The organism is Cupriavidus sp. OTU4054, assembly GCF_038440175.1.
GTDB lineage: Bacteria > Pseudomonadota > Gammaproteobacteria > Burkholderiales > Burkholderiaceae > Cupriavidus > Cupriavidus pauculus_D.
Genome location: NZ_JASATF010000032.1, coordinates 42219 through 66274 on the forward strand (window position 1 = coordinate 42219; position 24056 = coordinate 66274).

Sequence of the window (24056 nt, forward strand, 5' to 3'; positions counted from 1 at the left end):
ACCCCGAACATGAGTGCCAATCAACTGTACGCCGGTTATCAGACCGAACTGGCGGAATTTCGTCTCGCGTTCTCCCGCGGGGGCGCCTACACGGCCATCGTGCTCGTGATGCTCGGCGTCGGGCTCGACTACGGCCAGTATCCAGAGCAGCAACTGCCGTTCGCGATCGCGCGCGTGCTCGTCTCGCTGCTGATCGCGGGCGTGGTCCTGGCCCTGCACCGCGAGGCCGGCCGGCGCTTCGCGCCGTGGCTCACGCTCACATGGCTGCTGCTGCCGCAGATCATGATCGCGTGGATGATCTCGCAGACCGAGGGCGTGCAGTCGCCTTACTACGTCGGGCTGAACCTCGCGATCTTCGCGTCGGGCATCGCGCTGCCGTTCGGACTGTGGCAGAACGTGGTGTTCGGCATCCTGTCGTATCTGCTTTATGCGGCCGCGTGTTTTATCCATCCGGGCGGCATCGAGCCCGTGGGGACGTTTATCGTCAACTCGCTGTTCCTGTTGTTCGCCGCGGCGGCGAGCGGCGTGTACACGTTCTTCAACGAGCGCGCGCGCTTCATGCTGTTCCGATTGAAGGCCGAGGTGGCCGAGAAGAACGTCGAACTCGAGGACATCAACCGCCAGCTCGTCGATATCAAGGGCCAGATGCTCCAGCAGGAGAAGATGGCGGCGATCGGTACGCTGGCCGCGGGTCTGCTGCACGAGGTGAACAACCCCGTGAACTTCTGCCTGATGGCGATCGAGGTCGCCATGGAAGAACCCGTCACGAAGAAGGAGCCGATGCTCGAGGAATGCCTCGTCGATGCCAAGCAGGGCATGCAGCGGATCCAGCATATCGTGTCGGACCTGAAGACGTTCGCGTACCGCAAGCCGGGCGCGGAGGTCGAAGGCACGCCGTTCCTGTTCGAGAAGGCGCTCGACTCGTCGGTCCGGCTGACCGCGCACGAGCTGCGCGGCGTCAAGATGACGCGCGAGATGCCCGACGACACGCTCGTGTTCGGCGACGAGGCGGCGATCATCGGCGTGCTGATCAACCTGTTCTCGAACGCCGCGCTGGCGATGCGCAAGGCCGGCACGCAGGGGCCGGCAATCCATACGACCGTGCGCTGGCTCGACGGCCGCCTGCATGTCCGCGTGCAGGACAACGGCCCCGGTATCGCGCCCGAGCATCTGGCGCGCGTGTTCGAACCGTTCTTCACCACGCGGGAAGTGGGGCAGGGGCTCGGCCTCGGCCTCTCGATCAGCTATGCCGTGGTCGAGCGCCATGGCGGCGTGCTGTTCGCGGAGAGCGAAGTGGGGCAGTGGGCGGCGTTCGCGTTCGATCTGCCGCGCGCGGAATGAGAATGAGGCTGTCATGAGCGATATCCCCCAGGTCCGGCCGACCGTTCTCTACGTCGATGACGAGGAGATGGCCTGCAAGTATTTCGCGCGTGCCGTCGGGGGCGAGTACGACGTGCTGCTGGCGAAGAGCGCGGACGAGGCGACCGAGGTCCTGCGCACGGACGGTGCGCGCATTTCGGTGCTCGTGACCGACTTCCGCATGCCGGGGCGCGACGGCGGCTCCCTGCTGCGGCAGGTCGCCCAGGACTACCCGCAGATCGTCCGCATCCTCGTCACCGCGTATGCGGATAAGGATATGTTGCTCGAGACCGTTAACAATGGTGAGGTGTTCCGCATTCTCGAGAAACCGATTGCCGTGAACGGCGTGCGCGAGGTCCTGCGCCTGGCTGGCGAGCGGCATCGCGAGCGCGCGGTGCGCCAGCAGCGGCTGATGGCGATCGACGAGACGCTCGCGTTTCTCGCGCACGAACTCAATACACCGCTCGCGGCGATCGCCAATTTCGCGCGCGGTATCGAGGCGCGCGTGAGCGGCGAGGACGGGGCGCAGCGGCTCGGCGAGATTGGCCAGGCCGCGGGCAAGATGCACGACAACGCGCAGTATTGCCTGGCGGTGCTGTCGTCGTTCCTGCAGTCGGTGCGCAACAGCGCCGGCATGTCGTCGGCACAGGGTACGCGTTCCGCGGCGTCGGGCGAGCCGGTTTCGGCGGGTTCGCTTGTGGCGTCGCTGCTGGACACCTATCCATTCGCGGACGCACAGCGCGACTGGGTCCAGGTGGAAGTACACGGCGATTTCCCGGTGCCGACGCTGCCCAACTGCGTGGCGCTGGTGTTGTCGTCGGTGATGAGCAATGGCTTGCGCGCGCTGGCCGATGTCCACGGTCCCGTGCTGCGGTTCGTGGTCGTGGCTGGCGAGCATCCCGAGATTCGTATTTCCGACAACGGGCCCGGCATTCCGCCCGAAGTCATGGAGCGACTGCTTGTCGACCCCGTCACGACGCACGCGGGCGCCGGTGGCAGCGGGCTCGGCATGATCTTCTGTAACCGCGTCATGCAGTCTTTCGGTGGCGGTATCCGGATCGCTTCGGCCTCCGGCGCCGGCACGACCGTGACGCTGGATTTCCCCAATTTCAAGAATCGTATGCACAGGAGTGATCGATGAGCGAACTGAATACAACGCAGGCACCCCCCGCGATTCTGTTCGTTGACGACGAGGCGACCGCCGTCAAATATTTCCAGCGGGCTATCGGGCAACTGGCGCCCGTGGTCACGGGCGGATCGGTGGAGGAGGGCAAGGCGCTGCTCGACGCGCATGGCGACAGCCTCGCCGTGCTGGTGTCGGACCAGCGCATGCCCGGCGAATACGGGAACGAGCTGCTGCGCTACGCGCGCGAACGCTACCCGCATATCGTGCGGATCCTGACCACGGCGTACTCGGAACTCGACCAGACCGTCGAGGCGGTGAACCAGGGCCAGATCCACCGCTATATCAAGAAGCCGTGGGACATTACCGCGCTGCGCATGGAGCTCAAGCAGGCGCTCGAGCTGTCGGGCCTGCGACGCGAGCGTGACCAGCTCGTGCGCGAAAAGCTGTCGGTGATGCAGAAGCAGACCCTGGCCGCGCGCATCGGCATGGTGCAGGCGCTGGCCGCGAGCCTGATCGGCCCGGGCCGCTTCCAGCCCGTGGAGACGTATCTGGCCGGTGCCGATCTGGCCGGTGCGAAGAATCCGGAACCGGACTGGAACCGCGTCGATTATGCCGATCTGGTCGGTGCCGAAAGCCAGCGCAGCGGGGCGTTCGGCCACGCGGTCGGAGCGCGGCTGGCCGAACTGCGCACGAAGCTTGCCGGAAGGAGCGCCGCGGATGTGACGGCGGTGCTGGCCGAGGTGGTGGGCGAGGCCGTGCGCCGGGACGGTGACGTCGTGACGTGGACCACGCCGGCCCTGCTTGCCGAGTTTATCGAGAAGCCGGTGGACGATGCGGTGTCGCCCGCGCATACGAGCTGGCTGGCGGTGCTGCTGTGGATCGAGGAAGCCGGCGGCGCGCTGCAGCTGGTGCGCGAAGGCGATACGATTTCCGCACGTGTCGGTACCCGGGGCGACTGGTTCGCGCCGGACCGTCTGGCGGTGTGGATCGAGAAGATGCTGGAAGCGTAAGCCGCTTCGTGCCACTGGCCGCAAACAAAAACGCCCGGGATATCCCGGGCGTTTTTTCTGGTACTGGAATCGTCGTCAGGCTTGCGCGCCGAAGTTCGGATCGTTCCGATCCGTATTCTCGCCGCCCTTCTTTTCGCCCTTGACGAGGTCCTCGCGCTTGACGCCGAGCCACATCGCGAGTGCCGCGGCCACGAACACCGACGAGTAGATACCGAACAGGATACCGACCGTCAGCGCGAGCGCGAAGTAGTGCAGCGTGGGGCCGCCGAAGAAGAACATCGACAGCACCATCATTTCGGTCGAGCCGTGGGTGATGATGGTCCGCGAGATCGTGCTCGTGATCGCGTTATCGATGATCTCGTGCGTGGTCATCTTGCGGTACTTCCGGAAGTTCTCGCGAATCCGGTCGAAGATCACCACCGACTCGTTCACGGAGTAGCCGAGCACCGCGAGAATCGCCGCGAGCACCGACAGCGAGAATTCCCACTGGAAGAACGCGAAGAAGCCGAGGATGATCACCACGTCGTGCAGGTTGGCGATGATGCCCGCGACCGCGAACTTCCACTCGAAGCGGAACGACAGGTAGATGACGATACCGATCACCACGCACAGCAGCGCCAGCAGGCCGTCGGTGGCCAGTTCCTTGCCTACCTGCGGGCCGACGAACTCGACGCGCTGGAGCTTGACGTCAGGCGTGGCGGCCTGCAGCGAGGTCATGACCTGCTGGCTTTGCTCGGCCGAGGTCACCGGCTTGCCGTCCGCGCCCTTCTGGAGCGGCAGGCGGATCATGACGTCGCGCGAGGTGCCGAAGTTCTGCACCTGCACGTCGGTATAGCCGAGCTTGCCCACCTGGCCGCGAATCTGCTCCAGGTTGGCGGCCTGCTGGTAGTTGACCTCCATCACGGTACCGCCCGTGAATTCGATCGACAGGTGCAGGCCCTTGTGGAAGAGGAAGAAGACGGCTGCGGCAAACGTCAGGAAGGACACCACGTTGAAGACCAACGCGTGCTTCATGAACGGAATGTCGCGCTTGATGCGGAAGAATTCCATGATGTTGTCCTCTGTGTCCTCTTACTTCGCGACGGGCGGCTTGGCGGCAGGCGCCTCGGCACCCGGCTTCCAGATCTGGCCGATCGACACGCTTTGCAGCTTCTTCTTGCGGCCGTACCAGAGGTTCACGAGCCCGCGGTTGAAGAAGACCGCCGAGAACATCGACGTGAGAATACCCAGGCAGTGCACGACCGCGAAGCCACGCACCGGGCCGGAACCGAAGGCCAGCAGCGCGAGGCCCGCGATCAGCGTGGTGACGTTGGAGTCGAGAATCGTGGCCCATGCGCGGTCGAAGCCGATCGCGATGGCCATCTGCGGCGAGGCACCCGCGCGCAGCTCTTCCCGAATCCGCTCGTTGATCAGCACGTTCGCATCGATGGCCATACCGAGCACCAGCGCGATAGCGGCAATGCCGGGCAGCGTCAGCGTGGCCTGCAGCATCGACAGCACGGCGATCAGCAACAGCAGGTTGACGGCCAGCGCGGCCACCGAGAACACGCCGAACAGCATGTAGTACAGCACCATGAACACGGCCATCGCGCTGAAGCCGTAGGCCACGGAGTCGAAGCCCTTCTGGATGTTGTCCGCGCCGAGCGACGGGCCGATCGTGCGTTCCTCGATGATGTCCATCGGCGCGGCCAGCGAACCGGCGCGCAGCAGCAGCGCGAGGTCGTTCGCGGCTTCGGTCGAGTAGGAACCGGTGATCTGGAAGCTCGAACCCAGTTCGGACTGGATCGTCGCCACGGTCAGCACTTCGCCCTTGCCCTTCTCGAACAGCACGATGCCCATCGGCTTGCCGATGTTCTCGCGCGACACGTCGCGCAGCACGCGGCCGCCCTGGGCGTCGAGCTTGATATTGACCGACGGACGCTGGTTCTGGTCGAAGCCAGCGGACGCGCTCTCGATGCGGTCGCCGGTAAAGATCACCTGCTTGCGCAGAATCACCGGCGCGCCGTTGCCCTGCGTGAACAGTTCGTCGCCGAACGGCACCGGGTCGCCCGCGCGCGGGTTGCGCGGCGCGTCCGGATCGGCCAGGCGCGCCTCGAGCGTCGCGGTACGGCCGATGATGTCCTTGGCCTTGGCGGTGTCCTGCACGCCCGGCAGCTGCACGACGATGCGGTCCGAGCCCTGCTGCTGGATCACCGGCTCGGCCACGCCGAGTTCGTTCACGCGGTTGTGCAGCGTGGTGATGTTCTGCTTGACGGCGGCGTCCTGCACCGCGCGGCGCGCGGCTTCCGTGAACGTGCCGACAATATTGTTGCCGTCGTTCGTGAATGCGAGTTCGCGGAGGTTGTCGGCCAGCACGCCGCGCGCGCGGTCGGCGTCGGCGGCATTGCTGAAGCGCACGGTCAGGCGTTCGCCATCGCGCTCGATGCCGCCGTGGCGGATGTTCTTGTCGCGCAGCAGCGTGCGCGCGTCGCCGGACAGGCTGTCGAGCTTCTTGTCGACCGCGCCCTTCATGTCCACCTGCAGCAGGAAGTGCACGCCGCCGCGCAGATCCAGGCCCAGGTACATCGGCAGCGCGTGCAGCGAGGTCAGCCATTGCGGCGAGCCCGACAGCAGGTTCAGCGCGACCACGTAGGTCGGATCGTTCGCGTCGGGGTTCAGCGCGTGCGACAGCACGTCCTTGGCCTTCAGCTGATCGTCGGTCGTGCGGAAGCGCGCCTTGATCGAGCCGGACTGGCCCGAGACGTCGAAGAACACGCCGTCAGGGTGCAGCTGGTTCTGCGCCAGCACGTCCTCCACGCGTTTCTGCATGGAGAGGTCGACCTTGACCGTGGCCTTGCCCGAAGACACCTGGACAGCGGGGGCCTCGCCGAAGAAGTTCGGCAGCGTGTAGATGATGCCGATGGCAAGCGCCACCAGGATCACGATGTATTTCCAAAGCGGATAACGATTCATCTTTGGCCAGTCGTTGCGATTCGGCCTGCCGGGTCGCCGCGGAAAGCGGCTCGGCATGGCCGGACCGGTTGGCAAACAGCCGCCTGGCAGTCCTGGCGGGGCCTCGCGGACCCGTCTGGCTGGTACAGGCGGCTGCGGGGGCGCGCGGATGACAGGGAAATGTCAGCCGCGCGCCGGATTGCGGTTTGCCGGGGAAGACGCGCCGGTCAGAGCGACTTCAGCGAACCCTTGGGCAGCACCGTGGTGACGGCGTTCTTCTGGACCGTGATCTCGGTACCTTCCGAGATTTCCAGCGTTACGTAGTTCTCGTTCACCTTGGTGACGCGGCCGAGGATGCCGCCAGCCGTCACGACCTCGTCGTTCTTTGCCAGGGCTTCCAGCATGGCCTTGGACTCTTTCTGACGCTTCATCTGCGGGCGGATCATGATGAACCAGAGCACCGCGAACATCAGGATGATGGGCAGGAAGCTCATCAGGCCACCTGCCGCGCCACCGGCGCTGGCAGTCTGGGCAAAGGCGTTCGAAATCAGCACGTTACTTCTCCGTCACAAATATCAATCTGGGAATCGGGCATTCTATCACCCGGTCTATGTCCCGCCAGTGCATTCTAGGGCGATTTGCGGGTTTGTTCGGGGGCGTTCGGACGGCTTGGCGTCAGGTGACGCCGGCACGCCCGCGGAGCCCCGGAATTCGACAGCCGGGCGCCGAAAAGTTCGCGCGCCCGGTCAGATTTGGCGTTGCGGCGACTGCGCGTGTTCCGCGCGCTACTGCGCGCCGCGGGCGCGATGTTCGGCGAATTGCCGGCGGAACGCCTCGAAGCGGTGCTGCTCGATAGCCTCGCGCATCTCGCGCATGAGCTCGAGGTAGTAGTAGAGGTTGTGGATCGTGTTCAGGCGCGCGCCGAGGATCTCGCCCAGCCGGTACAGGTGGTGCAGATACGCGCGCGAGAAGTTGCGGCACGTATAGCAGCCGCACTGCTCGTCGAGCGGGCGCTGGTCGCTGCGGTGGATGGCGTTGCGGATCTTGACGTCGCCGAAGCGCGTGAACAGCCAGCCGTTGCGCGCGTTCCGCGTCGGCATCACGCAGTCGAACATGTCCACGCCCGCGGCCACGCCCGCGACGAGGTCCTCGGGCGTGCCCACGCCCATCAGGTAGTGCGGCTTGTCGGCGGGCAGGCGCGGACCCACGTGCGCGAGCACGCGCATCATGTCTTCCTTCGGCTCCCCCACGGACAGCCCGCCGATGGCGTAGCCGTGGAAGTCGAGGTCCGAAAGGCCGGCCAGGGACTCGTCGCGCAGGTCCTCGAACATGCCGCCCTGGACGATGCCGAACAGCGCGTTGGGGTTGGGACCGAGCTTGCCGCCATCGAATTCTTCGCGGGAACGCTTGCCCCAGCGCAGGCTCATGCGCATCGAGCGCGCGGCCTCCTCGTGCGTGGCCGGGCGGCCATCGATCTCGTACGGCGTGCACTCGTCGAACTGCATCACGATGTCCGAGTTCAGCGTGCGCTGGATCTGCATCGAGATCTCGGGCGAGAGGAACAGCTTGTCGCCATTGATCGGCGACGCGAACGTGACGCCCTCTTCGGTGATCTTGCGCAGGTCGCCGAGCGAAAACACCTGGAAGCCACCCGAATCGGTCAGGATCGGCTTGTCCCAGCCGATGAAGCGATGGAGGCCGTCATGTGCGCCGACGACGTCGAGGCCCGGGCGCAGCCAGAGGTGGAACGTATTGCCGAGGATGATCTGCGCGCCGATCTCGTTGAGCTCGAGTGGCGACATCGCCTTGACCGAGCCATAGGTGCCCACGGGCATGAAGATCGGCGTCTCCACGACGCCGTGGTTCAGGGTGACGCGGCCGCGCCGCGCGGCGCCGTCGGTCGTGATCAGTTCGAAATTGAGCATGGGGGATCCGTGTGTCAGGGCCGGCGGGTCAGCAGCATCGCGTCGCCGTAGCTGAAGAAGCGGTAGCGTGCGTCCACGGCGTGGCGGTAGGCGGCGCGGATCGCTTCCACGCCGGCGAGCGCCGAGACCAGCATCAGCAGCGTCGACTTCGGCAGGTGGAAATTGGTGATCAGCGCGTCGATCAGGCGGAAGCGGTAGCCGGGCGTGATGAAGATATCTGTATCGCCGCTGCCGGCCGCAAGCGAGCCGTCCTCGGCGGCGGCGGACTCCAGCGCGCGCAGCGAGGTGGTCCCCACGGCGATCACGCGGCCGCCGCGCGCGCGCGTCTCGCGCACGGCCTGCGCGAGCTCCTCGGAGATGGCGTACCACTCCGAGTGCATGCGGTGCTCGGCAATGTTCTCGGTGCGCACGGGCTGGAACGTGCCCGCGCCGACGTGCAGCGTGAGGAACGCGCGGCGCACGCCGTGCGCATCGAGCCGCGCGAACAGCGCGTCGTCGAAATGCAGGCCCGCGGTCGGCGCGGCCACCGCGCCGGGGTTGCGCGCGTAGACGGTCTGGTAGCGCGTCTCGTCGTAGGCGTCCGGGTCGTGCGTGATGTACGGCGGCAGCGGCAGGCGGCCGTAGCGCTCGATCAGGTCCAGCGCGGGCGCCGGAAAGCGCAGCGTGAAGAACTGGTCCACGCGCGGGCCCACGGTCACCGCGAAGGCGCCATCGGCGAGATGCAGCTGGCTGCCTTCGGGCGGCGTCTTCGAGGCGCGCACCTGCGCCAGCACCGTATCGGTGTCGATCACGCGTTCGACGAGCACCTCGACCTTGCCGCCGCTGGGCTTCTGGCCGAAAAAGCGCGCCTTGATCACGCGCGTGTCGTTGAACACGAGCAGGTCGTCCGGACGCAGGTATTCGACGATGTCGCTGAACGCGCGATCGCGCATGCGCACGGCCTCCGCGGTGTCTTCCGGCGCGGTGCGCTCGACCACGAGCAGCCGGCTGGCGCTACGGTCGGGCAGGGCGGACTGCGCGATCAGCTCGGGCGGCAGCGGGAAATCGAAGTCGGATAGCGTCAGGGCGGACGCGGGAGGCGTGGGCATGGCAGGCAAACAACGAATCTGGAACGGAGTGCCGCGGGCGGCATGGGTACAATCGGCGGGTCCGACATTGTACATACACCCCTCGAACGCGCACCCGATGCCAGCAGCAGGTAACGCCACCCGGTCCGCCCGGGCCACCGACGCCGCCGAACCGACGCAGGACGCCAGCCCGGCGCCCAAGGCGGCGGCCAAGCCGTCCACCGCCGCCGCGCGGCTGGCCAAGCTCGGGCTGCGCCGCAGCGTGGACCTGGTGCTGCATCTGCCCATGCGCTACGAGGACGAGACGTCGATCCTGACGATTCGCGACGCAATCGCCCGTGCCGGCGCGGGCATCGCGGCGCAGGTCGAAGGCGAGGTGGTCTCGAACGAAGTCACGTTCCGGCCGCGCCGCCAGCTCGTGGTCAAAATTGCCGACGAGACCGGCGAACTCACGCTGCGCTTTCTCAATTTCTACGGCAGCCAGACCAAGCAGATGGCCGAAGGCGCGCGGTTGCGCGTGCGCGGCGACGTGCGTGGCGGCTTCTTCGGGGCCGAAATGGTCCATCCGACCGTCCGTCCCGTGGCCGAGGGCGAAGGTCTGCCGGACCGCCTGACGCCCGTCTATCCGGCCACGGCTGGCATTTCGCAGGCCTATCTGCGCAAGGCCATCGGCGGCGCGCTCCAGCGCACGCCGATGCCCGAGACGCTGCCGCAGCCGCTGTTGCGCGGCCCGCTCGCCAGTCTGCGCCTTGCCCCGCTCGCGGATTGCCTGCGGCTGCTGCACAACCCGCCGCAGGGGGAAAGCGAGGCCGCGCTCGCGGACCGTTCGCATCCGGCCTGGCAGCGGATCAAGTTCGACGAGTTGCTCGCCCAGCAGATTTCGCTGCGCCGCTCGCAGGCCGCGCGCCGGGAAAAGACGGCGCCCTCGATGCCACCGGTGCAGGACCAGCTGCGGACGCGCTTCCTCGCGGCGCTGCCGTTCGGGCTGACCGGCGCGCAGCAGCGCGTGGTCGCCGAGATCGCCGCCGACATGACGCATCCGCATCCGATGCACCGGCTGCTGCAGGGCGACGTGGGCAGCGGCAAGACCGTCGTGGCCGCGCTCGCCGCGTGCCAGGCCATCGACGCGGGGTATCAGGCCGCGCTGATGGCGCCCACCGAAATCCTCGCCGAACAGCACTACCGCAAGCTGTCCGCGTGGCTCGCGCCGCTCGGCGTGGCCGTGGTCTGGCTCGCGGGCAGCCTCAAGGCGCGCGAGAAACGCGAGGCCGCGGCGCGCGTGGAGTCGGGCGAGGCGCGGCTCGTCATCGGCACCCATGCCCTGATCCAGGACACCGTGCGGTTTGCGCGGCTCGGCCTCTCGGTGGTCGATGAGCAGCACCGCTTCGGCGTGGCCCAGCGGCTCGCGCTGCGCGGCAAGGCCGCCGAGGGCGAACGCGTTGCCGACGAGCGCGTCCCGCATCAGCTCATGATGTCGGCCACCCCGATCCCGCGCACGCTGGCCATGACCTATTACGCGGATCTCGACGTATCCGTGATCGACGAGCTGCCGCCGGGCCGCACCCCGATCGTCACGCGGCTCGTCAACGACGCGCGCCGCGACGAGGTCATCGAGCGCGTGCACCATGCGGCCGCGGAAGGCCGGCAGGTCTACTGGGTCTGCCCGCTGATCGAGGAGAGCGAAGCCCTGCAGCTGCAGACCGCGGTGGAAACCTACGAGACGCTGGTGGCCGCGCTGCCTGACCTGCGTGTCGGGCTGGTTCACGGCCGTCTGCCGCCGGCCGAGAAGGCCGCCGTGATGGACGAATTCAGTGCCGGGCGCCTGCAGGTGCTCGTGGCCACGACGGTGATCGAAGTGGGCGTGGACGTGCCGAACGCGTCGCTGATGGTGATCGAGCATGCCGAACGCTTCGGGCTGGCGCAGCTGCACCAGCTCCGTGGCCGCGTGGGGCGCGGCACGGCCGAATCGGTGTGCCTGCTCATGTATCAGGGGCCGCTGTCGCCGACCGCGCGCGAGCGGCTGGCGACGATGCGCGAGACCACGGACGGCTTCGAGATCGCGCGGCGCGACCTGCAGATTCGCGGGCCCGGCGAATTCCTGGGCGCGCGGCAGTCCGGCGAGGCGATGCTGCGTTTTGCGGACCTGGAAACGGACGCGTGGCTCGTGGAATACGCGCAGGAGGCGGCCGAGGCAATGCTGGCGCATTATCCGGAGGCCACGGAGGCGCATCTGCTGCGCTGGCTGGGCGGCCGCGAGCATTTCCTGAAGGCCTGATTCTGTGACGCGCGAAGGACTTTCGCGCGCCGGTCTGACAGCGACGGCAATAGAAGCTAAAATCTATCGCTTAACCGAACCTGATAAGTCATGACGCTCACCGAACTCAAGTACATCGTCGCCGTGGCTCGCGAACGCCACTTCGGCCGCGCGGCGGAAGCGTGCTTCGTGTCGCAGCCGACCCTCTCGGTAGCCATCAAGAAGCTCGAGGACGAGCTGAACGTGCAGATCTTCGAGCGTGGCACGTCGGAAGTCTCGGTGACCGCCATCGGGGAGCAGATCGTGGCGCAGGCGCAGCGCGTGCTCGAACAGACCATGGCCATCCGCGAGATCGCCAAGCAGGGCAAGGACCCGCTGGCCGGTCCGCTACGCGTCGGCGTCATCTATACGATCGGGCCGTATCTGCTGCCGATGCTGGTCAAGCAGATGATCGAGACTGTCCCGCAGATGCCGCTGATGCTGCAGGAAAACTACACGAACAAGCTCATCGAACTGCTCAAGCAGGGCGAGATCGACTGCGCGATCATGGCCGAGCCGTTCCCCGACTCCGGCCTGACCGTGCGCCCGCTCTACGACGAGCCGTTCGTCGTGGCCGTGCCGCGCGGCCACCAGCTGGCGACGCAGAGCCATGTGGACCCCGACGAACTCAAGCAGCAGACCATGCTGCTGCTCGGCAGCGGCCACTGCTTCCGCGATCACGTGCTGGGAGTATGCCCCGAGTTATCGCGGTTCTCGCAGGCCGCGGACGGCATCCAGAAGACGTTCGAGGGCTCGTCGCTCGAAACGATCCGCCATATGGTCGCCAGCGGGGTCGGCATCACGGTGCTCCCGCGCACGTCGGTGCCCGACCTCAAGCCGCGCAACGACCTGCTCGCCTATGTGCCGTTCGCCGATCCGGTCCCCGATCGCCGCGTGGTGCTGGCCTGGCGCAAGAGCTTCACGCGCCTGCCCGCCATGGAAGCGCTGGCGACCGCGGTGGCCGCCTGCGAACTGCCCGGCATCCGCCGCATCTCCGACAGCCCGCTCCAGGAAGCCGTCGCCGCATAGCCATTACCTATTCGATAGTTAGAAACAAACAAATTCTGACTTTCGATAGTGTTAGGTAGACTTCCCTTATCGCATTCAGGGAGGTGCATCATGGTCAAGCTGTTCATCGAAGATTACGCCGCGCTCCGTCAGGACGCCGCCACGGCGCCGCGCGCTCAGGAAGCCGCGCGGCTTCGCCTCAAGCTCTACCGCAAGGAAATCGGGATGGCCGTCGTCGCGCTGGGCGCGATGGCGATGTTCGTCGATGCGGCGCGCGCGTTCGCCGCGCTGGCTACCTGAAGTCCCCCGGCTAGTACCGGCGGATAGTGGTGCCTGTATAACATCCGATGCGATAATGGCCGCAACCCCTCGTGGGTAATTTCCTCGTGGCATGACCCGCATTACCGGAACGGAGCTGACCTACCATGGCAAAGAAGAACGAGATGAGCGTGAACATCGGTATTTCCGACAAGGACCGCAAGAAGATTGCTGAAGGGCTGTCGAAGCTGCTCGCGGATACGTACACCCTCTACCTCAAGACCCATAATTTCCACTGGAACGTGACGGGTCCCATGTTCAACACGCTGCATCTGATGTTCGAGACGCAGTACACGGAACTGGCACTGGCCGTCGATGCCATCGCCGAGCGCATTCGCGCGCTGGGTTACCCGGCACCGGGTACCTACAAGGAATACGCGAAGCTGTCGTCGATTCCCGAGGAAGAGGGCGTGCCCGAAGCCACCGAGATGATCCGCAAGCTGGTCGAAGGCCAGGAAGCCGTGGTGCGCACCGCGCGCTCGCTGTTCCCGGCGATCGACGCCGCCGGCGACGAGCCGTCGGCGGACCTGCTGACGCAACGCATGCAGACGCACGAGAAGACCGCGTGGATGCTGCGCGCGATGTTGGCCTGATATCTGCCCGGCCGATGTCATGAAACGCGCCCCGGCTTACAATGCCGGGGCGCGTTTTTCGTTCTTGCCCCCATATCCTCATGTCCCAGCCCGCCGCCGCCCCCCACCAGCCCAGCCGCCTGGCGCTCTATGCCAGGCTGATCCGCATCGACAAGCCCATCGGCACGCTGCTGCTGCTGTGGCCGACGCTGTGGGCGCTGTGGATGGCCTCGGACGGCGTGCCCGACCTGGGCATCTTCGCGATTTTCTTTATCGGCACCTTCCTCATGCGTTCCGCGGGTTGCGCGATGAACGACTGGGCCGATCGCGACTTCGACAAGCACGTCAAGCGCACGAAGGAACGGCCGCTGACGGCGGGCCTGATCGCCGGATGGGAAGCGCTGGCCATTGCCGCGGCGCTCGCGCTCGTGGCGTTCGCGCTGATCCAGCCGCTCAACGCGCTGACCAAATGGCTGTCGGTGATTGCGGTGGTGCTGGCTGGCAGCTATCCGTTCTTCAAGCGATTCTTCGCGATTCCGCAGGCATACCTCGGTATCGCGTTCGGGTTTGGCATGCCGATGGCCTATGCGGCCGTGCAGGGTTCGGTGCCGCCGGTGGCATGGGTGATGCTGGCCGCCAATGCGTTCTGGTCGGTGGCTTACGACACCGCGTATGCGATGGTCGATCGCGACGACGACCTGCTGATCGGCATGAAGACGTCGGCCATCACGTTCGGCCGCTTCGACGTGGCCGCGATCATGCTGTGCTACGCGGTGTTCCTCATCACGATGGCGTGGGTCGGTGTCCAGCTCTCGCTGGGCTGGCCGTATCAGGCCGGCGTGCTCGCCGCGGTCGGCTGCGCGATCTTTCACTACACGCTGATTCGCGGGCGCGACCGCATGCAGTGCATGACCGCGTTTCGCCATAACAACTGGCTCGGTGCCTGCCTCTTTGCCGGCACCGCGCTGGCCTATGCACTGAAATAAGCGTTACGGGTTTCCGGCCTTATTCTCGTCCGCGCTCTGCGCCCGTCCGAATTCCGCCCCCATTTCCTTGCCGCGTGCCGCCGCGGCATGCATCGCGCGCACGAATACGTCCGCGATGCCGCCCGCATCCATCGTCGTCAGCGCCGCGTACGTGGTGCCGCCCTTCGACGTCACGCGCTCGCGCAGCGTGGCCACCGGTTCCGTGGACTGATCCGCGAGCGACGCGGCGCCGCGGAACGTTTGCACCGCGAGCTTGCGGCCCTGTTCGGCGGTCAGGCCGAGTTCGGTCGCCGCGCGCTCCATCGCCTCGATGAAATAGAACACGTAGGCCGGGCCGCTGCCCGAGATCGCCGTGACGGCGTCGATCTGCGCATCGCCCTCCACCCAGATGCACTGGCCCACGGCTTCGGCGACCGCGGTCGCGATGTCGCGGTCCTGCGCGGACAGCCCGGCCACGGCGGCCAGGCCCGTCATGCCCATGCCCGCGAGGGCCGGCGTGTTCGGCATCGCGCGGACGAGGCGCGCATGGCCGCCAAACCAGCGCTGCATGTCCTCGAGCCGGATGCCGGCCGCCACGCTGATCACGAGACCGCCGCCGCCCTGGCGCGCAGCCATCTGGGGCGCGAGTTGCGCGGCCGCTTCATGGAATTGTTGCGGCTTGATGGCGAGGACCAGTACATCGCTGCCGCCGAACGCCGCGTCGGGTGCCTCGAGCGTCTGCACGCCAAATACGCGCGCCAGGCGCTCGCGCGCCTCGGCGAACGGATCGACCACGCGAATGGACGCGGCCGGCACGCCGCGCGCGATCAGCCCGCCGATCAGCGCGGACGCCATATTGCCGCCGCCGAGGAAGCCGAAGGTAAGGGTATCGAGCATGTTGTCTGGTCCGTATAAAGTGTGGGAATGCGTGAGGCGGCCCGTCGTGTCCGTTTCAGTCCTTCGGCGGCCGCGCGCCGAAGATGGCCGTGCCGATGCGCACCATCGTGGCGCCTTCGGCGATCGCGGCGTCCATGTCGCCGGACATGCCCATCGAGAGCGTGTCCACGTCGAGGCCGGCTTCGCGCAGCGTGGCCAGCAGCGCATGCATGGCCGCGAATGGCCGCCGCTGCGCACCCGGATCGTCCTCGGCTTCGGGAATCGCCATCAGCCCGCGCAACCGCAGCCGCGGCAGTGCCGCGATCTCCCGCGCGAGCGCCAGCACCTCGGCGGGGGCGACCCCGCTCTTGCTGTCTTCGCCGCTGATATTGACCTGGATGCAGACCTGCAGCGGCGGCAGGCCTTCGGGCCGCTGGTCGGACAGCCGCTGCGCGATTTTCAGGCGGTCGATCGCGTGAACCCAGTCGAATCGTTCGGCGACGGGCCGGGTCTTGTTACTTTGCAGCGGGCCGATGAAATGCCACTGGATTTGTGCGCGTAAATCGTCGAGCGCGGCAATCTTGTCCAGTCCTTCCTGCACATAGTTTTCACCGAAAGCGGTCTGTCCGGCCGCGAAGGCGGCCCGCACGGCGGCAGGGGAAACGGTCTTGGAAACGGCCAGCAGCAACACCGCGGAGGGGTTTCTGCCAGCCTGTTGTGTGGCCGCCGCGATGCGCTTTGTCACGGCTTGCAAGTTGGCGGCGATTACAGACATAATCCGGCGAACATACCAAAGAAGTACACAACAACAAGCAGTTATTTTTGGGTGGGGTCATTATAGATGGACATCGCGCAGCTATTGGCTTTCGCCGTCAAGAACAAGGCGTCCGATCTCCACCTCTCGGCAGATATGCCGCCGATGGTGCGTATCCACGGCGACATGCGCCGTATCAACGTTGCGGCAATGGGGCACAAGGATGTCCACGCCATGGTGTACGACATCATGAGCGACTCGCAACGCAAATCCTATGAAGAGCGGCTCGAGGTCGATTTCTCGTTCGAGATCGGCGGCCTCTCGCGTTTCCGCGTCAACGCCTACAACACGCAGCGCGGCGCGGCGGCGGTATTCCGTACCATTCCCTCGAAGGTGCTTACGCTCGACGATCTGCATGCGCCCGCGGTATTCGCGGACCTGTGCATGAAACCGCGCGGCCTCGTGCTCGTGACGGGCCCGACCGGTTCGGGCAAGTCGACGACGCTCGCGGCGATGGTCGATCACCGCAACGACAACGACATGGGTCACATCCTCACCGTGGAGGACCCGATCGAATTCGTGCACAACTCGAAGAAGAGCCTGATCAACCAGCGCGAGCTCGGTCCGCATACGCATTCGTTCGCGAACGCGCTGCGCTCCGCGCTGCGTGAGGATCCGGACGTGATCCTCGTCGGCGAACTGCGCGACCTCGAAACGATCCGCCTCGCGCTGACCGCGGCCGAAACGGGCCACCTGGTCTTCGCGACGCTGCACACGAGCTCCGCCGCGAAGACGATCGACCGGGTCGTGGACGTGTTTCCGCCCGAGGAAAAGGACATGGTCCGCACGATGTTGTCGGAATCGCTCGAGGCCGTGATCTCGCAGACGCTGCTCAAGACGCGCGACGGCAATGGCCGGACCGCGGCGCACGAGATCATGATCGCGACGCCTGCCATCCGCCACCTGATTCGCGAGAACAAGATCGCGCAGATGTATTCGATGATGCAGACGAGCAGCGGGCTCGGCATGCAGACGCTCGACCAGTGCCTGTCGGACCTGATCAAGCGCGGCATGATCAACTACAACGACGCGCGGGCGATTGCGAAGAATCCCGACGCCTTCATGGGCTGAGGAGGGCAGGGCGATGCTCGATCGAGATTCCGCTTCGAAGTACATCAACGACCTGCTGGAACTGATGGTCAACAACCGCGGCTCGGACCTGTTCATCACGTCCGATTTCCCGCCGGCCATCAAGGTCGATGGCAAGATCACGCCGGTTTCCCAGCAGCCGCTGAACCCGACGCAGGCGCTGGGCCTCGTGCGCTCGATCATGAACGAGCGGCAGGTGCAGGAGTTCGACAACTCGAGCGAATGCAACTTCGCGATCACGGCACCGAATGCGGGCCGCTTCCGCGTGTCGGCATTCGTGCAGCAGGGCAAGGCCGGCATGGTCGTGCGGACGATCAACACGCGCATTCCATCGGTGGAGGATCTGGACCTGCCCGAGTCGCTGCACGACATCGTGATGGCGAAGCGCGGCCTCGTGATCGTGACGGGTGCGACGGGCTCGGGCAAATCGACGTCGCTCGCGGCCATGCTCGACTACCGCAATGCGCATTCGTACGGCCATATCATCACGATCGAGGACCCGATCGAGTACGTGCACGCGCACCAGAACTGCATCATCACGCAGCGCGAGGTCGGCATCGATACCGAGTCGTGGCACGTGGCGCTGAAGAACACGCTGCGGCAGGCACCCGATGTGATCCTGATCGGCGAAATCCGCGATCGCGACACGATGGAGTACGCGATGCAGTACGCGGAAACGGGCCACCTGTGCCTGGCCACGCTGCACGCGAACAATGCCAACCAGGCGATCGACCGGATCGTCAACTTCTTCCCCGAGGAGAAGCGCCAGCAGCTGCTGATCGACCTGTCGCTGAACCTCAAGGCCATGATCTCGCAGCGCCTGCTGCCGCGCGCGGGCCAGAAGGGCCGCGTGCCCGCGGTGGAGATCATGATCGGCACCCCGATGGTGGCGGACCTGATCTTCAAGGGCGAGATCCACGAGCTCAAGGAAGTCATCAAGAAGTCCCGCGAGCAGGGCATGATCTCGTTCGACCAGGCGCTGTTCGAACTCTACGAGGCGGAGAAGATTGCCTACGAGGACGCGCTCAAGAACGCGGACTCGCTCAACGATCTGCGGCTCATGATCAAGCTCCACAGCAAGCGGCATCGCGATACCGATATCGCCGCGGGCACCGAACACCTCAACGTGATCTGAGCAATGCGTTATGCTGGCGGCTCCTTTTTCGAGGAGTCCGCCCCATGACCAACGATATTCGTAACGTCTACCAATTCGAGGCGAATGCCCTGACGGGCGAACCGGTCCCGCTCTCCGACTTCCGCGGCAAGGTCCTGCTGATCGTCAATACGGCCAGCGAATGCGGCTTCACGCCGCAATACACGGGCCTGCAGGCGCTGCATGACGTATATGGCGACCGTGGCTTCGAGGTGCTCGGCTTTCCGTGCAACCAGTTCGGCAAGCAGGAGCCAGGCGATGCCGCGCAGATCGGCGCGTTCTGCGAATCGCGTTTCCAGGTCACCTTTCCGCTGTTCGCGAAGATCGACGTCAATGGCGCCGACGCGCATCCGCTCTATCGCTGGCTGACCGCCGAGAAGCCCGGCGTGCTCGGCACGCAGGCCATCAAGTGGAATTTCACCAAATTCCTCGTGCGCCGGGACGGCACCGTCTTCAAACGCTACGCCCCGACGACCAAGCCCGAGGAAATCCGCGGCGATATCGAGACGCTGCTCGCCGACCCGGGCGCCTGAGGCGCGCCTAGCCGAGCATCCGGTCCACGAGTTCCACCCAGTGCATCACCGGCGTGTCGGTGCCGCTCTGCAGGTGCGTGATGCAGCCGATATTGGCGGACACGATGGTCTCGGGCGACGTCGCCTGTAGCCGGGCGAGCTTGTCGTCGCGCAGCCGGTAGGACAGCTCGGGTTGCAGCACGGAGTACGTGCCAGCCGAGCCGCAGCACAGGTGATTGTCGGCGCAGAGCTTGACCTCGATGCCGAGGCCCGTGAGCAGGCCTTCCACCTTGCCGCGAATCTGCTGGCCATGCTGCAGCGTGCACGGCGGATGCCACGCGATGCGCCGGCTGCTGCGCGGGACGGCACCGGCCAGCCGGTGCAGTTCGTCGGAGAACGCGGGCAGGATCTCGGAGATATCGCGCGTGAGTTCGGACACACGCGCCGCGCGCTCGGCATACGCCGGATCGTCGCGCAGCAGATGGCCGTAGTCCTTGACCATCGCCCCGCAGCCGGACGCGTTCATCACGATGGCTTCGACGCCGGCCTGGATATGCGGCCACCATGCGTCGATATTGGCGCGCATGTTGTCGAGGCCGCCCGCGTGATCGCCGGTATGAAAGCGGATGGCGCCACAGCAGCCTGCCTCGCGCGCGACCACGGTCTGCACACCGAGGCGGTCCAGCACGCGCGCGGTGGCGGGATTGATATTGGGCGACATCGCCGGCTGCACGCAGCCTTCCAGCAGCAGCATCTTGCGCGCATGCGTGGCGGTGGGCCACTTGCCGGGCGCGGCCATCTTCGCCGCCGCCGGCACCTTGTTGCGCAGCGTCTGCGGCAGCAGCGGCCGCACGAGTTGCCCCATGCGCAGCGCGGGGCGGAACAGCGCGGGCCGCGTCAGGCTCTCGCGCAATGCCCACCGTTTGAAGCGCTCGTTCGCGGGCCGCTCGACGCCGGCATCGGCCAGCACGTCATCGACGACCTTGCGGCCGATGTCGACGAGGCGGCCGTAGCGCACGCCCGACGGACATGTGGATTCGCAGTTGCGGCAGGTCAGGCAGCGGTCCAGGTGCAGGCGCGTGGATTCGGTCACGGGATGACCTTCCAGCATCTGCTTCATCAGATAGATGCGGCCGCGCGGACCGTCGAGCTCGTCGCCGAGCAACTGGTAGGTGGGGCAGGTGGCCGTGCAGAAACCGCAGTGCACGCATTTGCCGACGATCGACTTGGCTTCCTCGCCCTCGGGCGTGTCGCGCAGGAATTCGGCCAGGGTAGTTTGCATGGTGGGGACCTTGGCGTGGCGGTTCAGAGACCGGGATACATGCGTTGCGGGTTGAAGATGCCGGCCGGATCGAACGTCGCCTTCAGTCGTTGATGGATGGCCATGAGTGGCGAGGCAAGCGGCGTGAACACGCCCGCGTCCTTGTTGCCGTTGCGGAACAGCGTGGCATGGCCGCCGACGGCCTGCGCGGCCGCGCGCACGGCCTCGGCCGCGCTGTCGCCGGCGTCGGCGGGTGCGATCCACCATCGCTGGCCGCCGCCCCATTCCACCAGTTGCGCGCCCGGCAGCGGCAGGATCGGCGCCGTGGTCGGCGTGGCGATGCGCCACAGTGCCGCGCCATCGTGCGCCGGCGCAAAGAACGGATGCGATTGTTCGCGCAGGGTATGCCACAACGCCACGGCCTCCGCTTCATGCACGCGTTCGCCGCCAAGCTTCTCGCAGGCCGAGCGGATCGCGGCGGTGGCGCCGGACAGGCGCACGTGCAGCACGCCGTCGTGCCACACCGATGCCGCCACCGGCAGCGGCTGGCCGCCCCACGTATTGAGGCGATCGAGTGCGTCCTGCTGCGAGGCCGCGAAGCGCAGCGTCGCATCGCCGAACGGCACCGGCATGACCTTGAGCGAGACCTCGAGGATGATGCCGAGCGTGCCGAGCGAGCCCGCCAGCAGGCGCGAGACATCGTAGCCCGCCACGTTCTTCATGACCTGCCCGCCGAAGCTCATGACCTGGCCGTGGCCGTCCATCAGCTGCGCGCCGAGCACGAAGTCGCGCAGCGCGCCGGCCGACTGGCGGCGCGGACCGGACAAGCCTGCCGCGACGGCGCCGCCGAGCGTGGCAAGGCCCGGCGCGCAGAAGTGCGGTGGCTCGAAGGCGAGCATCTGGCGGCAATCGGCCAGCGCGGCCTCGATCTCGGTCAGCGGCGTGCCGCAGCGCGCGGTGATGACGAGTTCGGCCGGATCGTAGTCGACGATGCCCTTGTAGGCCGTCGTGTCGAGCACGTTGCCGGCCAGCGTCTGGCCATAGAAATCCTTGCTACCGCCGCCGCGCAGGCGCAGCGGGGTACGGGTTTCGTTGGCCGCGCGAATGGCCGCGCGAAAGTCGTCGAGAATCGCTTCCATGAAGGCTGTGGGGGTTGTCTCGTTGTCGTTATCGGTATTTCGGTATCTGCAGGGCCTTCAGAAACGCGGCAGGTCAGGGTGAGGCAACAGTCCGCGCTTCACATGCATCTTTCCGTACTCGGCGCAGCGCGCGAGCGTGGGAATCGCCTTGTCCGGATTGAGCAGGCGCGCCGGATCGAACGCGGCCTTCACGCCGAAGAACGCCTCGCGTTCCGCGGGCGAGAACTGCACGCACATCGAATTGAGCTTCTCGACGCCCACGCCATGCTCGCCCGTGACCGTGCCGCCGAGTTCGACACAGGACTCGAGGATATCGGCGCCGAACAGTTCCGCGCGGTGCCACTCGTCCTGATCTTCGCCATTGAACAGGATCAGCGGATGCATGTTGCCGTCGCCCGCATGGAACACGTTGATGCAGCGCAGCCCGTACTTGGGCTCCATCTGCTCGATGCGCTTGAGCAGCGTGCCGATGTGCTTGCGCGGAATCGTGCCGTCCATGCAGTAGTAGTCGGGCGAGATGCGGCCCGCGGCCGGAAACGCGTTCTTGCGGCCGCTCCAGAAGCGCAGCCGCTCGGCTTCGCTCTGCGACACCGTGATGCGCGTCGCGCCCGAGGCGCGCAGCACCTCGCTCATGCGCTCGATTTCCTCGGCCACCTCTTCGGGCGTGCCATCGGACTCGCACAGCAGGATCGCGGCGGCCTCGACGTCGTAGCCCGCGTGCACGAACTCTTCCACCGCGGCCGTGGCCGGGCGGTCCATCATCTCGAGCCCCGCCGGGATGATGCCGGCGGCGATCACGTCGGCGACCGCATTGCCGCCTTTCTCCACGTCGTCGAAGCTGGCCATGATCACCTGCGCGAGCTGGGGCTTGGGGATCAGCCGCACGGTCACCTCGGTCACCACCGCGAGCATGCCCTCGGAGCCGATGACCGCGGCCAGCAGATCGAGCCCCGGCGCGTCCGGCGCTTCCGAGCCGAACACCACGACATCGCCTTCCATGGTCACGCCGCGCACGCGCAATACGTTATGCACGGTCAGGCCGTACTTGAGGCAGTGCACGCCGCCCGAGTTCTCGCCGACGTTGCCGCCGATCGAGCAGGCGATCTGCGACGAAGGATCGGGCGCGTAGTACAGATTGAACGGCGCGGCCGCCTCGGAGATCGCGAGATTGCGCACGCCGGGCTGGACCACGGCCGTGCGCGAGCGCGGATCGACCTCGACGATGCGCTTGAACTTCGCGAGCGACAGCACGAGGCCGCCGGCGATCGGCATCGCGCCGCCCGAGAGGCTCGTGCCCGAGCCGCGCGGCACCACGGGCACGCCGAGCTTGTGGCACAGGCGCAGCACTTCGCAGACCTGATCCTCGGTATCGGGGAGCACCACGGCATCGGGCACCTGCCGGTAGGCCGCGAGACCGTCGCATTCGTACGGCACCGTGTCTTCGGATTTCCACAGGATCGCGGTGTCGGGCAGGATGCGCGCGAGGCCGGCGAGCAGGGCCGCGCGGCGCTGCTCGGCGTCGGGCGCGTCCTTCATCAGTGTCTGGGCATCTTGCGGGGCGTTCATGGCAACTCCTGTAGCGGCCGGCAGGGTGCGCTGACTATAGCGCAGCCCCTCCGCCGCGAGCGCGTTTGTCCACGTGAATTCGGCATGGCAGACCGATCAAAACTGCTCATGCCGCGCGTGGCGCGAGTCCGGTATGTCTCCCTCCAGATTAGTCGCCGGAGCGGGGCAGAGGGGTTACCAGTCGAGGCCCAGCAGCCAGTCCACGAAATACCGCGCTTCGGGCTTGAGGGGCGCCTGCTCGCGCTCGACGATGTAGTAGCCGTGCGGCGACACGGACTCGATATCGAGCAGTTTCACCATCTGGCCGGCCGCGAGCCACTGGCGCGCCATGCGCTGGCGCACGAGCGCCACGCCCTGATTGGACGCGATGGCCTCGAGCAGCAGGCCGATATCGTTGAACTGGGGCCCGGTCTGCGGCTCCGGCCAGTCGAGGCCCGCCGTTTCGAACCACGGCCGCCACGGTTCGAGCGGACTGCGCAGCAGCACGAGGTTATGGAGATCGGCGGGCTTCGTGATCGACCGCCCGTTGATGCGGTCGTAATACTCGCGCCCGCAGGCCGGAAATACGGGCTCCACGAGCAGTTTCGTGGTGCGCAGGTCCGGATAGCGGCCCGTGCCGTAGCGCACCTCCACGTCGGTGTCCTCGGCCTTCACGTCCACGAACGGGATGGCCAGGTGCAGTTCGAGGTCGATATGCGGGTAGAGCGCGCCGAATTCGGGCAGGCGCGGCACCAGGTGCTGCCGCCCGAACGTGGGCGGAATGGCCACGCGCAGGCGCGTGCGCATCTTGTTGTACTCGGGGCGGGCCAGCTCGTTCAGGGACTTGAGCGCATCCTGCACGTTGCGCTGGTAGCGCGCGCCGGCCGCGGTGAGCCGCAGCGCCGCGTTGGAGCGCACGAACAGGTCCTCGCCCCAGAGCTCCTCGAGGTTCTTGATGCGGTGCGACACGGCGCTGGGTGTCACCGACAGTTCTTCGGCCGCGCGCGCGAAGCTGCCCAGCCGCGCGGCGGCCTCGAACGCGATCAGCAGGTGCAGCGGCGGGACGCGATGGAAAACCGATGCCATGTTCTGC

22 protein-coding genes are annotated in these 24056 nt (G+C 66.5%); 11 read left to right on the plus strand and 11 right to left on the minus strand.

Annotation, left to right across the window (positions count from 1 at the left end; translation table 11 throughout):
* Positions 1-9: 9 nt before the first annotated feature.
* Genes AAHB16_RS27920 through AAHB16_RS27930 form a run of 3 tightly spaced genes read left to right on the plus strand, consistent with a single transcriptional unit; the run spans position 10 to position 3495 of the window.
* Positions 10-1341, plus strand: a complete 1332-nt coding sequence (locus tag AAHB16_RS27920; RefSeq protein ID WP_150370749.1) for a sensor histidine kinase — start codon at positions 10-12, stop codon at positions 1339-1341.
* A 13-nt stretch (positions 1342-1354) separates the two neighbouring features.
* Positions 1355-2500, plus strand: a complete 1146-nt coding sequence (locus tag AAHB16_RS27925; RefSeq protein ID WP_150370750.1) for a hybrid sensor histidine kinase/response regulator — start codon at positions 1355-1357, stop codon at positions 2498-2500.
* Complete coding sequence (locus tag AAHB16_RS27930; protein ID WP_150370751.1) at positions 2497-3495, plus strand: response regulator; 999 nt, start codon at positions 2497-2499, stop codon at positions 3493-3495. Before AAHB16_RS27925 ends, AAHB16_RS27930 begins: the two co-directional genes overlap by 4 nt.
* A gap of 75 nt (positions 3496-3570) precedes the next feature.
* Here AAHB16_RS27930 and secF read toward each other — a convergent pair whose 3' ends face one another.
* From secF to queA, 5 genes are all read right to left on the minus strand, one after another.
* Entirely contained in the window at positions 3571-4545 is a 975-nt protein-coding gene (gene secF / locus AAHB16_RS27935; RefSeq protein WP_150370752.1) for a protein translocase subunit SecF, read from the minus strand.
* A gap of 21 nt (positions 4546-4566) precedes the next feature.
* On the minus strand, positions 4567-6447 hold the full coding sequence (secD, locus tag AAHB16_RS27940) for a protein translocase subunit SecD (RefSeq protein WP_342052530.1): 1881 nt from the start codon (positions 6445-6447) through the stop codon (positions 4567-4569).
* Between the two features lie 206 nt (positions 6448-6653).
* Complete coding sequence (gene yajC, locus AAHB16_RS27945) at positions 6654-6980, minus strand: preprotein translocase subunit YajC (RefSeq protein WP_109580152.1); 327 nt, start codon at positions 6978-6980, stop codon at positions 6654-6656.
* Between the two features lie 231 nt (positions 6981-7211).
* Positions 7212-8351 (minus strand): tRNA guanosine(34) transglycosylase Tgt, encoded by a 1140-nt coding sequence (gene tgt, locus AAHB16_RS27950; protein ID WP_342052531.1) that lies wholly within the window; start codon positions 8349-8351, stop codon positions 7212-7214.
* Between the two features lie 14 nt (positions 8352-8365).
* Positions 8366-9439 (minus strand): tRNA preQ1(34) S-adenosylmethionine ribosyltransferase-isomerase QueA, encoded by a 1074-nt coding sequence (gene queA, locus AAHB16_RS27955; protein WP_150370755.1) that lies wholly within the window; start codon positions 9437-9439, stop codon positions 8366-8368.
* A 97-nt stretch (positions 9440-9536) separates the two neighbouring features.
* Here queA and recG point away from each other — a divergent pair, with 97 nt between their 5' ends.
* The 5 genes from recG to ubiA all read left to right on the plus strand — a co-directional run bounded on the left by recG (position 9537) and on the right by ubiA (position 14595).
* Complete coding sequence (gene recG, locus AAHB16_RS27960) at positions 9537-11693, plus strand: ATP-dependent DNA helicase RecG (protein ID WP_342052532.1); 2157 nt, start codon at positions 9537-9539, stop codon at positions 11691-11693.
* Between the two features lie 90 nt (positions 11694-11783).
* Positions 11784-12740: a LysR substrate-binding domain-containing protein gene (locus AAHB16_RS27965; protein ID WP_150370757.1), complete on the plus strand. Its 957-nt coding sequence runs from the start codon at positions 11784-11786 to the stop codon at positions 12738-12740.
* A 90-nt stretch (positions 12741-12830) separates the two neighbouring features.
* Entirely contained in the window at positions 12831-13019 is a 189-nt protein-coding gene (locus tag AAHB16_RS27970) for a hypothetical protein (RefSeq protein ID WP_150370758.1), read from the plus strand.
* 125 nt (positions 13020-13144) lie between these two features.
* Positions 13145-13630, plus strand: a complete 486-nt coding sequence (locus AAHB16_RS27975; protein WP_150370759.1) for a Dps family protein — start codon at positions 13145-13147, stop codon at positions 13628-13630.
* Positions 13631-13710: 80 nt separating this feature from the next.
* Positions 13711-14595, plus strand: a complete 885-nt coding sequence (gene ubiA / locus AAHB16_RS27980; RefSeq protein ID WP_342052533.1) for a 4-hydroxybenzoate octaprenyltransferase — start codon at positions 13711-13713, stop codon at positions 14593-14595.
* A 3-nt stretch (positions 14596-14598) separates the two neighbouring features.
* Here the strand turns inward: ubiA and proC are convergent, their stop codons facing one another.
* Together proC and AAHB16_RS27990 are read right to left on the minus strand one after the other, a co-directional pair.
* On the minus strand, positions 14599-15471 hold the full coding sequence (gene proC / locus AAHB16_RS27985) for a pyrroline-5-carboxylate reductase (protein WP_342052534.1): 873 nt from the start codon (positions 15469-15471) through the stop codon (positions 14599-14601).
* Between the two features lie 55 nt (positions 15472-15526).
* Positions 15527-16225, minus strand: a complete 699-nt coding sequence (locus tag AAHB16_RS27990; RefSeq protein WP_342052535.1) for a YggS family pyridoxal phosphate-dependent enzyme — start codon at positions 16223-16225, stop codon at positions 15527-15529.
* Positions 16226-16291: 66 nt separating this feature from the next.
* Between AAHB16_RS27990 and AAHB16_RS27995 the strand changes: the two genes are divergently transcribed.
* Genes AAHB16_RS27995 through AAHB16_RS28005 form a run of 3 tightly spaced genes read left to right on the plus strand, consistent with a single transcriptional unit; the run spans position 16292 to position 19039 of the window.
* On the plus strand, positions 16292-17335 hold the full coding sequence (locus AAHB16_RS27995) for a type IV pilus twitching motility protein PilT (RefSeq protein WP_150370763.1): 1044 nt from the start codon (positions 16292-16294) through the stop codon (positions 17333-17335).
* A gap of 13 nt (positions 17336-17348) precedes the next feature.
* A complete protein-coding gene (locus tag AAHB16_RS28000) occupies positions 17349-18488 on the plus strand; it encodes a PilT/PilU family type 4a pilus ATPase (RefSeq protein WP_150370764.1) in 1140 nt (379 codons plus the stop codon).
* Positions 18489-18544: 56 nt separating this feature from the next.
* A complete protein-coding gene (locus AAHB16_RS28005) occupies positions 18545-19039 on the plus strand; it encodes a glutathione peroxidase (protein WP_342052540.1) in 495 nt (164 codons plus the stop codon).
* Between the two features lie 7 nt (positions 19040-19046).
* On the opposite strand, the gene glcF is transcribed toward AAHB16_RS28005, so the two are convergent.
* The 4 genes from glcF to AAHB16_RS28025 all read right to left on the minus strand — a co-directional run bounded on the left by glcF (position 19047) and on the right by AAHB16_RS28025 (position 24049).
* Positions 19047-20300, minus strand: coding sequence for a glycolate oxidase subunit GlcF (gene glcF / locus AAHB16_RS28010; protein ID WP_150370765.1), 1254 nt, complete (start codon positions 20298-20300; stop codon positions 19047-19049).
* 23 nt (positions 20301-20323) lie between these two features.
* Positions 20324-21418, minus strand: coding sequence for a glycolate oxidase subunit GlcE (gene glcE / locus AAHB16_RS28015; protein ID WP_342052536.1), 1095 nt, complete (start codon positions 21416-21418; stop codon positions 20324-20326).
* 57 nt (positions 21419-21475) lie between these two features.
* The gene (locus tag AAHB16_RS28020; RefSeq protein ID WP_342052537.1) at positions 21476-22984 is read right to left on the minus strand and encodes an FAD-linked oxidase C-terminal domain-containing protein; all 1509 of its coding nucleotides are present in this window, start codon (positions 22982-22984) and stop codon (positions 21476-21478) included.
* A gap of 174 nt (positions 22985-23158) precedes the next feature.
* Positions 23159-24049 (minus strand): LysR substrate-binding domain-containing protein, encoded by an 891-nt coding sequence (locus AAHB16_RS28025; protein ID WP_150370768.1) that lies wholly within the window; start codon positions 24047-24049, stop codon positions 23159-23161.
* Between the last annotated feature and the right edge of the window lie 7 nt (positions 24050-24056).

What these genes read in the sequence shown, in the direction of transcription:
- queA (WP_150370755.1), bottom strand. Translation starts at nt 9,439, where the DNA reads ATGCCCACGCCTCCCGCGTCCGCCCTGACGCTATCCGACTTCGATTTC.
- AAHB16_RS27990 (WP_342052535.1), bottom strand. Translation starts at nt 16,225, where the DNA reads ATGTCTGTAATCGCCGCCAACTTGCAAGCCGTGACAAAGCGCATCGCG.
- AAHB16_RS28020 (WP_342052537.1), bottom strand. Translation starts at nt 22,984, where the DNA reads ATGAACGCCCCGCAAGATGCCCAGACACTGATGAAGGACGCGCCCGAC.
- secF (WP_150370752.1), bottom strand. Translation starts at nt 4,545, where the DNA reads ATGGAATTCTTCCGCATCAAGCGCGACATTCCGTTCATGAAGCACGCG.
- proC (WP_342052534.1), bottom strand. Translation starts at nt 15,471, where the DNA reads ATGCTCGATACCCTTACCTTCGGCTTCCTCGGCGGCGGCAATATGGCG.
- AAHB16_RS27970 (WP_150370758.1), top strand. Translation starts at nt 12,831, where the DNA reads ATGGTCAAGCTGTTCATCGAAGATTACGCCGCGCTCCGTCAGGACGCC.
- AAHB16_RS28000 (WP_150370764.1), top strand. Translation starts at nt 17,349, where the DNA reads ATGCTCGATCGAGATTCCGCTTCGAAGTACATCAACGACCTGCTGGAA.
- AAHB16_RS27965 (WP_150370757.1), top strand. Translation starts at nt 11,784, where the DNA reads ATGACGCTCACCGAACTCAAGTACATCGTCGCCGTGGCTCGCGAACGC.
- glcF (WP_150370765.1), bottom strand. Translation starts at nt 20,300, where the DNA reads ATGCAAACTACCCTGGCCGAATTCCTGCGCGACACGCCCGAGGGCGAG.
- AAHB16_RS28025 (WP_150370768.1), bottom strand. Translation starts at nt 24,049, where the DNA reads ATGGCATCGGTTTTCCATCGCGTCCCGCCGCTGCACCTGCTGATCGCG.
- recG (WP_342052532.1), top strand. Translation starts at nt 9,537, where the DNA reads ATGCCAGCAGCAGGTAACGCCACCCGGTCCGCCCGGGCCACCGACGCC.
- glcE (WP_342052536.1), bottom strand. Translation starts at nt 21,418, where the DNA reads ATGGAAGCGATTCTCGACGACTTTCGCGCGGCCATTCGCGCGGCCAAC.
- AAHB16_RS27995 (WP_150370763.1), top strand. Translation starts at nt 16,292, where the DNA reads ATGGACATCGCGCAGCTATTGGCTTTCGCCGTCAAGAACAAGGCGTCC.
- ubiA (WP_342052533.1), top strand. Translation starts at nt 13,711, where the DNA reads ATGTCCCAGCCCGCCGCCGCCCCCCACCAGCCCAGCCGCCTGGCGCTC.
- AAHB16_RS27930 (WP_150370751.1), top strand. Translation starts at nt 2,497, where the DNA reads ATGAGCGAACTGAATACAACGCAGGCACCCCCCGCGATTCTGTTCGTT.
- AAHB16_RS27920 (WP_150370749.1), top strand. Translation starts at nt 10, where the DNA reads ATGAGTGCCAATCAACTGTACGCCGGTTATCAGACCGAACTGGCGGAA.
- AAHB16_RS27925 (WP_150370750.1), top strand. Translation starts at nt 1,355, where the DNA reads ATGAGCGATATCCCCCAGGTCCGGCCGACCGTTCTCTACGTCGATGAC.
- secD (WP_342052530.1), bottom strand. Translation starts at nt 6,447, where the DNA reads ATGAATCGTTATCCGCTTTGGAAATACATCGTGATCCTGGTGGCGCTT.
- AAHB16_RS27975 (WP_150370759.1), top strand. Translation starts at nt 13,145, where the DNA reads ATGGCAAAGAAGAACGAGATGAGCGTGAACATCGGTATTTCCGACAAG.
- tgt (WP_342052531.1), bottom strand. Translation starts at nt 8,351, where the DNA reads ATGCTCAATTTCGAACTGATCACGACCGACGGCGCCGCGCGGCGCGGC.